This window comes from Roseicyclus sp., from assembly GCF_052168335.1.
Classification (GTDB): domain Bacteria; phylum Pseudomonadota; class Alphaproteobacteria; order Rhodobacterales; family Rhodobacteraceae; genus Roseibacterium.
Genome location: NZ_JBQLZP010000512.1, coordinates 1 through 8,475 on the forward strand (window position 1 = coordinate 1; position 8,475 = coordinate 8,475).

Genomic DNA, 8,475 nt, shown 5'->3' on the forward strand with positions numbered 1-8,475 from the left:
TCTGGACCGCCGGGCTCATCGGCGGGGCGTCGGGCTATTTCGGCGCGGCGCTCTCGGCCTCGGCGCCGAACCTGCCGACGGGTCCGATCATCGTGCTGACGGCGGCCGGCGTCTTCACGCTCTCGATGCTGTTCGCGCCGGTCCGCGGGCTCGCCGCCGCGATCCTGAGCCGCAGGCAGTTCCAGGCGCGCGTCCATCGCCGCCAGGGTCTCCTGTCGCTCGCCCGGCAGGAGCCGGTGCGCGAGCCCTATACGCTGCGCCTGCTCAGGCGCGAGGGACTGATCCGCGCCGACGGCGTCCCGACCGAGGCCGGCTGCGCCGCCGCCGCAAAGGTCTCGCGCGACGAGCGGCGCTGGGACGTGGCGCGGCAGGTTCACCAGGACGCGGGGCTGACGGGCCGCTACGACGGGCTGACGCCCATCGAGGAGGTCTTCACGCCGGACGAGATCCGCGAGTTCGACCGCCGCCTCGGCCCGCCCATGCCGGTGACGGGGTAACGAAATGGGCGCCGAATTCGTCCAGTTCTCGCTGACGCCGATCCTGATCGGCATCCTCGCCGCGGTCGCCTGTGCGCTGCCGGGCAACTTCCTCATCCTGCGACGCCAGGCCCTGATCGGCGACGCGATCAGCCACGTGGTCCTGCCGGGGATCGTCGTGGCCTTCCTCGTGGCGGGCACGGTCGCGGCCTTGCCCATGCTCCTCGGGGCGGCGGGCGCGGCGCTGGTGGCCGTCGTCCTGATCGAGCTCGTCCGCCGCGTCGGCCGGGTCGAGCCCGGCGCGGCCATGGGCGTCGTCTTCACAACGCTCTTCGCGGGCGGTGTGCTGCTTCTCGAGCAGACGGACACCTCGTCGGTCCATCTCGACGTGGAGCACGCGCTGATGGGCAACCTCGAGTCGCTGGTCTGGCTCCGGGCGGAGGGATGGCACTCGCTCGTCGATCCCGCGGCGCTGGCCACGCTCCCGCCCGAACTGCCGCGGATGGCGCTGGCCTGCGCGGTCATCGTGGCGCTGACCCTTGGCTTCTGGCGCTGGCTCAAGGTCACGACCTTCGACGAGGGCTTCGCCGCGACGATCGGCATTCCCGCCCGCAGCGTCGGCCTCGGGCTCGTGATCGCGGCGGCGCTGGCGGCGGTGGCGGCCTTCGACGCGGTGGGCTCGATCATCGTGATCGCGATGTTCATCTGCCCCCCGGCCGCCGCACGCCTGATGACGGAACGGCTCGAGTCGCAGGTGCTCTGGTCGGCGGGCTTCGCGACGCTCTCGGCGATCCTCGGCTACGTGCTCGCGGGCTACGGGCCGCTCTGGCTCGGCGCGTCGGCGTCGGTCAGCGCGGCGGGCATGATCGCGGCGGTCTCGGGCGTCGTCCTGTGGCTCGCCTGCCTCTTCGCGCCGCACCGCAGCAGGGTCGGCGCACCCGGCTGACCGGCCCGTCCGGCAGCGCCCTCCACCCGAAGAAGCCTCGGGTTTTCAGGGGCCTGCGGCCTGTCCACAGCTGACGAAACAATGCCAGCACAACTTGCGGTTTGTGTCTTATTTCGGCCCGAATTTACCCTGACCCTCTCCCGGAAGCCCGTCCACCGGGCCGTGCATTCGTGTGTTCATTTTCCGCGTGAGAAAGCCCCAATGCCCAGATTGAAAGCGGTCTCCAGCCTTACGCTCGTCCTCAGTGACGTGACGATCGCTTTCGTGCTCACGACGTTCCTGATCTCCTGGGCGCCGAGCATCAGTTCCCTCGGGGCGTGGGGCTACATGATCCTCTTTGTCCTGATCTCGGCGGTGGTCGCGCTCGTGACGGTATTGAGCCTCACCCTCGCGCGGCCCAACGCCGCCGCGAAGCGGGTCATCGCGGCGCGCGATCTCGCGATCTACCTTCGCGAACAGGCGCTCAACGAGCACACGATGGTCAGCGTCGCCCGCCCCGACGGCACGATCCGGCTGGTGAACGAGAACTTCGTCGCGACGCTCGGCTACGAACCGGAGGAGGTCGTCGGCCAGACCGCCGACATGATCTACTGGGACGAGGGCACCGCCCGCGAGGCGGAGCGCGCGCGCGGCGCCGCCGCCAAGGGGCGGATCTGGAAAGGCGCCGAGCGGCTGCGGGCGAAGGACGGGCGCTGCCTGACGGTCGAGACGACGATCCTGCCGCGCTTCGACGACAACGGGCAGCTCGACAACGCGATCACGATCCGGACCGACCTGTCGCTCGCGATCGCCGAGGGGGTCGAGGAGGGACGCAACGCCGTCGTCGAGGCCCTGCCCGACGAGGTCTACATCTACGACGCCGAAACCTTCGCGATCACCTACGTCAACGCCAGGGGACGCGAGCGATTCCGCCGGAGCCTCGCGGACCTTCGCCGGTCGGTGCTGCTCGACTTCTTCAACGACGAGGAGAAGAACCGCTTCCGCCGCCACATCGCCCCCCTCCTGTCGGGCGAGACCGGCATCGCACGGATCGAGCTCGACCACGTGCCGGGCCCGGTCGAGATCCTGACCCACATCGACAAGGGGACGGACGGACGCCGCAGCCTCGTCTCGGTCGTCCGCGACATCACCGAGCGCAAGCGCGCCGAGCAGATCAAGCTGAGTTCCGTCGCCACGGTCAGCCACGAGTTGCGGACGCCGCTGACCTCGATCAAGGGCGCGCTGCGGCTGATGGAGTCGGGCGTGGTCGGGGAACTGTCGCCCGAGGCCGAGCGCATGGTGACGGTCGCCCGGCGCAACAGCGACCGGCTTCTGGCGATCGTCAACGACATCCTCGTCCTCGAGAAGCTGTCCTCGGGCGAGATGGCGCTTGCCCCGTCCATCGTGGACCTTCACGACATCCTCGCCGAGGCGGCCGAAGCCAACGCGGCCTTCGCGGCGGAATGCGAGGTCCGCTTCGTCGTGGAAGGCAGTCGCCAGCCCGCCTACGTGCGCGGCGACCCGGCGCGCCTCATGCAGGTGATGTCGAACCTCATGTCGAACGCGGCGAAGTTCTCGCCGGAGGGGTCGAGCATCCATCTCAGGGTGGAGGACCGGGGCGAGGTCTGGCGGGTCTGCGTGCAGGACCACGGGCCCGGCATTCCCGAGGACGCGCGCAAGACGCTCTTCGACAACTTCACGCAGGTCGCCAGCATCGACAGCAAGAAGCACCCGGGGACGGGGCTGGGCCTCGCCATCTGCCGGGAGATCGTGGTCCGGCATGGCGGGCACATCTCGTTCGACTCCGTGCTCGGCAAGGGAACGACCTTCTACTTCGAACTCGAAAAGGAAACCGCGGCCGCGGAAGCAGGTCGGCCGCCAGCGGCAAGCGTCGCCTGAGGGGCGAGGCCCCGCGCAGGCTGGGAAGAGACAAATGGCAGAACTCAGGACAATCCTCCACGTCGACGACGACGAAGACATCCTCGAGATCACGCGCATGGCGCTGCAACTCGTGGACAGCTTCGAGCTTTGCCAGTTCGGCTGCGGGCCCGACGCCCTGGCCGCCGTGCCGGAGGTGAAGCCCGACCTGCTCCTTCTCGACGTGATGATGCCGGGGATGACGGGACCCGAGCTCTGGGACCGGATTCGCGCCACGGCCGGCTCCGCCCACATTCCCGCGATCTTCGTGACGGCGAAGGCGGAAGCCAAGATCTCGGAGGAACTGCGGGGACGCGGCGCGCTCGACGTCGTGACGAAGCCTTTCGACCCCATGACGCTCGGGGCGCAGATCCGGGAAGCCTGGAACAGGCTGTGACCGAAGTTGCGCCCAAATTCCGACAGTATTTGTGGATAGTTGTCAAAGCCATGTGGGCATGAAGGATTCGGATTACCGCCCTGCCTGAGAGGTTCGGAGATGAGAATTCTAGCGGTCGATGACGATCCCGACTTCCTGGCGGTCTTCCAGACGGTCCTGAAGAACCTGGGGTTCGGCGAGATTTCCACGGCGTCCTCCGGGGATCGCGCGCTCGACGTCATCGCGGCGGCTGCTACCGAGTTCGACTGCTTCATCCTCGACATCCAGATGCCGCGGATGGACGGGATCCAGCTCTGCCGCGAGATCCGGTCGATGGACGCCTACAAGGACACGCCCATCATCATGAACACCGCCGTGGGCGACCGCGGCTACATCGACGCGGCCTTCGCGGCCGGCGCCACCGACTACCTGAACAAGCCGGTCGACGAGGTCGAGATCAAGGCCCGCCTCGGCGTGATCGAGCGGCTGGTGAGCGAGCGGCTCCGCGCGCAGATCGCCCTGTCGAGCCCGGGCACCGACGCCTTCTCGGCACCGTCCTACGGCTTCATGGACGGCATCCCGCTCAAGCGCGTGGACGGCGCCATCGACCTCTTCGCGATGGGCAACTACCTCAAGACGCTGGGCATGTTCCGCGCGCTGTCGGTCTGCGCGGTCGGCGTCCGCGTGGTGAACGCCCGCCAGATCCACGACCTCGAGGGCGGCTACGTCTTCGGCGAGGTCATGATCGACGTGGCGACCTGCCTCTCGGACTGCCTGAAGCCGGCGAACCGCATGATCGCCTACGCGGGCGGCGGCGTCTTCGTCTGCCTGATGCCGCGCACCGAGATGCAGGACCCCGAGGTGCTCGCCGCTCAGCTGCGCGAGTACATCATGGAGTTCCAGCCGATCTACAGCGACCTCGACATCCAGCTTCCGTCGATCTCGGTCGGCCCCGCGATCAACCTGCGCGCCAGCCGCATCGGCTCGCCCACGCGGATCATCGACGAGGCCATCGCGAGCGTGAAGGCCAAGGACATGAGCTTCGCCACCAGCGCGTGAGCCCGGAACGCCGGACCGACAGGAAGAAGGACGCCCCACGTGGACCAGACCACCGCCAGCAAGAGGATGACCGCCGGGATCGAGGATCTTCGCGCCGGTTTCCTCGAGCGAGTCGCCGACCGCTGCCTGATGATCGAGGGAATCATCGCCTCGGCCGAGAGCGCGCGTCCGACCGAGGACGAGCGCAAGGCCATCGCCCAGTGCGCGCACAAGACGGCGGGCGTCGCGGCGACCTTCGGCTATGGCGCGCTCGGCGCGCGGGCGCTCGAGGTCGAGCGGATGATGTCCGACCCCGTGCGCTGGCCGAGCTGGGACGCCGTGCGCCCGATGCTCGACACGCTCCTCGACGAGATGGAGCGCGTCCTCGACGAGGCCTACTGACCGGCCGTCGGACGGCGTCGTTCTCGCGCGGCGATGGCGCACCGCCGTAGGCCGCGGTCCATGACCTACCCGCTTCGCTCCCAGGGCCGCTCTTCTGCCGCAAGCGCGCGCCAGAGGTCCAGTGCCTTGTCCAGTTCGGCGAGGCTCCGCGCCTCCAGCCGCTTCAGCGCCAGTTCGAGACCCGGCGAGGTGCCCCACTCCGCACCCTCGAGGAGCGCGCGCGCCGTCACCACGTCGTTCAGCGCGCCGACCTTGTCCTGCAGCTTGGCAAGCCGTTTGAGAAAGGGCTTCATGCGCTTGGCCGGGTAGAGCGGCGCGAGGAAATCGACGGCATAGCGCAGCTTCTTCAGGTCCTTGCGGAATTCGTGCCGCCTGTGAACGTCGCGCTCCGAAAGGTGCCGCGCCATCTTGCGGGTCTTCTTCCAGATGTCGGCCAGGCGCTCGTCCGCGAAGTCGCCGACGGGCCGCGCCAGGCGCTCGGTCTGGTCGTGGTCCTCGGGCCGGAGCCAGCGGCGCAGGCGGACGAAGTCCCCCAGGTCGCGCAGAAAGGCCTGCACCTCTGGGCCCTCCAGTTCCCGGCGAAGACGCGCCCGTTCCTCGAGCCGGTCGGCCTCGAAGGCCCGCATCAGGCCCGCGGCCTCCTCCTCCGGAAGGGACGCGGCGAGGTCGGGAAGGATCGTGGTGCAGAAGACGTCGAGGTCGCGGGTCCGTCCCGCCTCGCGCCCCAGTTCCCGCGCAAGGAGCGAGAGGCGCGACGCCTCGGGGCAGTCCACCACCGGGCGGAACAGGCGGAAGGCCGAGCGCAGGCGCCGCAGCCCCACGCGGAGCTGGTGCGGTCCCTCGGGGGCGTCGCTGCCGAGGGCCGCCTGCCGCCCGGCCTCGATCTTCTCGAGGCAGTCGCGGATGCAGGCAGCCGCGGCCTTCTCCGAGGTGGTGGCGGATTTCATGCCTTGCCCTGCTTGCGCATTCATATCTCCCTGACCGCCCATCTGGTCATCGTGCGCCACCCCCGTCAATCCGGACGCGCGCCTCCGGCTTGATCCCGCGGCCGGGACGGGCGATGTCCTTGTGCACGACGGGACGAAGGCGGCCCGCACGCGAAACGGAGCGCGCATGGCGGGCGCAGCAGGAACGGCGTCCTTCTTGTCGATGGCGAGCGGCCAGGAGGCGCAGGCCTGCCTCCTCGCGGCCAGCCTGTGCCGACACCTGCAAAGTCGGGCAGCGCGCCGTCGCGTATCTCCGCGAGGATCACGCGCCGCGCCTGCACCCCGTCACTGCCCCTGTGCTGGAAGCCGCCCGCATCGAGCGCCGCCTGATCCCGGGCTCGGCCGGGAGCACGCCCTGGACCGCGCCCTTTCCGCAGGGCAACAGGATCCTCGCCGCCGCGATGGCGCGTGATTGCGAGGTGTCGGTCTTCCTCGACAGCTACACGGTGACAGCGCGTCCCGTGTGTCTCGGACCACGCCAGGCCCGCCACCGACAAGGAGAGCTGGCGCAGCCACGATGCGCTCTTCGGACTGGACCTGCCGGAGGCGCGCCTGACGCCCTGCGCGGTCTCGTCGGCCGATCCGGCGTCCGCACCTTCATCGAGACGTTCAGGCCGCATCTGAAGGTCCGCGGGATGGAGCGTCGGCTTCCCGTGCCGGACGGACGCGTCCCCGCCTGACGCCCGCGCCGTCAGCGATAGGGAAACTCCGCCTCGAAAAGCGATCGGAAGAGCGCGTCCCGCGCCGCCGCCGACCCGTCGCCCGGCGGCGGAAGATACCCCGAGATCATCAGCTCGGCGAGGCCGTGCACGCGGGTCCAGCAGGCGAGCACCTCGGTGAACGCCTCGGGGTGGCCCATCGGCGGCGTGCCGTGGAGCGCGCCGACGTCGCTGGCCAGGTGCAGGAAGGCCGCGTCGGCCGCCTTCTGCAGCTCGGTTCCCCCGCGCGGCGCCTCCGAAAGACCGAAGACCAGCCGGAACAGCGCCGGGCTCTCCATCGCGAAGTCGAGATAGCCGAGGCCGGACGCCATCAGCCGTTCGTAGGGGCTCGCGTCGGGGCCGAGCCGCACCTGCCGGTCGGACATGTGTTCGACCAGCCGTTGGAATCCGCGCGTTGCCAGCGCCTCGAGGAGGCCGGCAAGGTCGCCGAAGTGATGTGCGGGCGCCGTGTGGCTGACCCCGACCCGCGCCGCGACCCGTCTCATCGACAGGCCCCCGTGCCCGCGCTCGGCAAGTTCGGCCTCCGCCGCATCGAGGATCGCCCGGCGCAGATCTCCGTGATGGTAGCTTCTGTGCGGGACTTCTGCCACGTCCTGGAAGGCTCCTTTCCGACCGGATCGGACTTCAAACTTGACAGGGGAAAGATTGAGGTGTCACTACCTCATCTGACCGCTGTAAAGATTATGGGGCATGTCGCCCGGCCTTTCCGTGCAATGGTGCACGGTCGAGGGTTGCACGGCAAGCGAAGGTTCGGTTCTCGTGGGCCGATGCGGAAACCTGCCAGGTGTGTGACGCGGCGGACGAGTGACGGCAGGTCGGCCCGGTGCGCGCCCGCAAGGGAACCGCGCGCCGGGCTTCACCCCGGGCGGCCTTTATCCTCCACCTCCCAATCCGGCGCGCGGAACGCCCCGGCGAGGAAGTCCACGAAGCTGCGGATGCGGGGAACCATGTCCCGCTCCGGCAGGAAGACGGCGTTGATCGCGGTATCGTCCGCTGGCGCGTGATCGGGCAGGAGCTGCACCAGTCGCCCCGCGCGCAGGGCGGGCCGCGCGAGATGTTCGGCTGCCCGCATGACGCCGACGCCCGCCAGGCACATCGCGAAGAGCGACATGCCCTGGTTGCTGCGGAACCGACTTTGCGCGCGGAAGGTCACGCGTTCGCCGCCCGTTTCGAAGGTCCAGCGGTTGAGGTGCCCCCGGCTGCCGTCCCAGGCGATGCACGGCATACGCGCGAGGTCGTCGAGCGTCTTCGGCGTCCCGTGCCGCGCGACGAGCTCCGGGGCGGCGACGACGATCCGGCTGAGGCGGCAGATCCTCCGGTGGCGAAGCCCGGAATCGGTCAGCCGCCCCATGCGGATCGCCACGTCGATCCCGTCCTCTATCAGGTTCTCGTGGTCATCGGTCAGCCGCAGGTCGAGCGACAGGTGCGGATGCCGCGCCAGGAACTCCGGCACCAGCGGCGTGATCCGGTCGAGCCCGAAGGCGATGGGCGCCGTGACGCGCAGCCGCCCGTCGATCTGCGCCTCGGCACGCTGCCACTCGGCCTCCTCCGCCTCGAGCGCGCCGATGACCCGCCGCGCCGCCTCGAGGTCCCGCGGGCCCTCGGGCGTCAGTCTCTGGCCCCGCGTCGTCCGGTG

General features: G+C 69.6%; 9 protein-coding genes. 6 read left to right on the forward strand and 3 right to left on the reverse strand.

Features of this window, described 5'->3' with window-relative positions; translation table 11 throughout:
* The 6 genes from ACTS11_RS15600 to ACTS11_RS15625 form a co-directional block, all read left to right on the forward strand.
* Positions 1 to 497, forward strand: a 497-nt coding sequence (locus ACTS11_RS15600) for a metal ABC transporter permease (protein ID WP_442641218.1), incomplete at its 5' end; no start/stop codon positions are given.
* A gap of 4 nt (positions 498 to 501) precedes the next feature.
* Positions 502 to 1,422, forward strand: coding sequence for a metal ABC transporter permease (locus ACTS11_RS15605; RefSeq protein WP_442641219.1), 921 nt, complete (start codon positions 502 to 504; stop codon positions 1,420 to 1,422).
* A gap of 249 nt (positions 1,423 to 1,671) precedes the next feature.
* Positions 1,672 to 3,300 (forward strand): ATP-binding protein, encoded by a 1,629-nt coding sequence (locus tag ACTS11_RS15610; RefSeq protein WP_442641220.1) that lies wholly within the window; start codon positions 1,672 to 1,674, stop codon positions 3,298 to 3,300.
* A 34-nt stretch (positions 3,301 to 3,334) separates the two neighbouring features.
* The gene (locus ACTS11_RS15615) at positions 3,335 to 3,715 is read left to right on the forward strand and encodes a response regulator (protein ID WP_442641221.1); all 381 of its coding nucleotides are present in this window, start codon (positions 3,335 to 3,337) and stop codon (positions 3,713 to 3,715) included.
* Positions 3,716 to 3,814: 99 nt separating this feature from the next.
* On the forward strand, positions 3,815 to 4,753 hold the full coding sequence (locus tag ACTS11_RS15620) for a response regulator (RefSeq protein WP_442641222.1): 939 nt from the start codon (positions 3,815 to 3,817) through the stop codon (positions 4,751 to 4,753).
* A 39-nt stretch (positions 4,754 to 4,792) separates the two neighbouring features.
* On the forward strand, positions 4,793 to 5,134 hold the full coding sequence (locus ACTS11_RS15625; protein ID WP_442641223.1) for an Hpt domain-containing protein: 342 nt from the start codon (positions 4,793 to 4,795) through the stop codon (positions 5,132 to 5,134).
* A gap of 65 nt (positions 5,135 to 5,199) precedes the next feature.
* Here the strand turns inward: ACTS11_RS15625 and ACTS11_RS15630 are convergent, their stop codons facing one another.
* The 3 genes from ACTS11_RS15630 to ACTS11_RS15640 form a co-directional block, all read right to left on the reverse strand.
* The gene (locus ACTS11_RS15630) at positions 5,200 to 6,081 is read right to left on the reverse strand and encodes a CHAD domain-containing protein (RefSeq protein ID WP_442641224.1); all 882 of its coding nucleotides are present in this window, start codon (positions 6,079 to 6,081) and stop codon (positions 5,200 to 5,202) included.
* Positions 6,082 to 6,811: 730 nt separating this feature from the next.
* Positions 6,812 to 7,429, reverse strand: a complete 618-nt coding sequence (locus ACTS11_RS15635; protein WP_442641225.1) for a TetR/AcrR family transcriptional regulator — start codon at positions 7,427 to 7,429, stop codon at positions 6,812 to 6,814.
* A 266-nt stretch (positions 7,430 to 7,695) separates the two neighbouring features.
* The coding region (locus ACTS11_RS15640; protein WP_442641226.1) for a substrate binding domain-containing protein at positions 7,696 to 8,475 on the reverse strand (780 nt) is incomplete at its 5' end.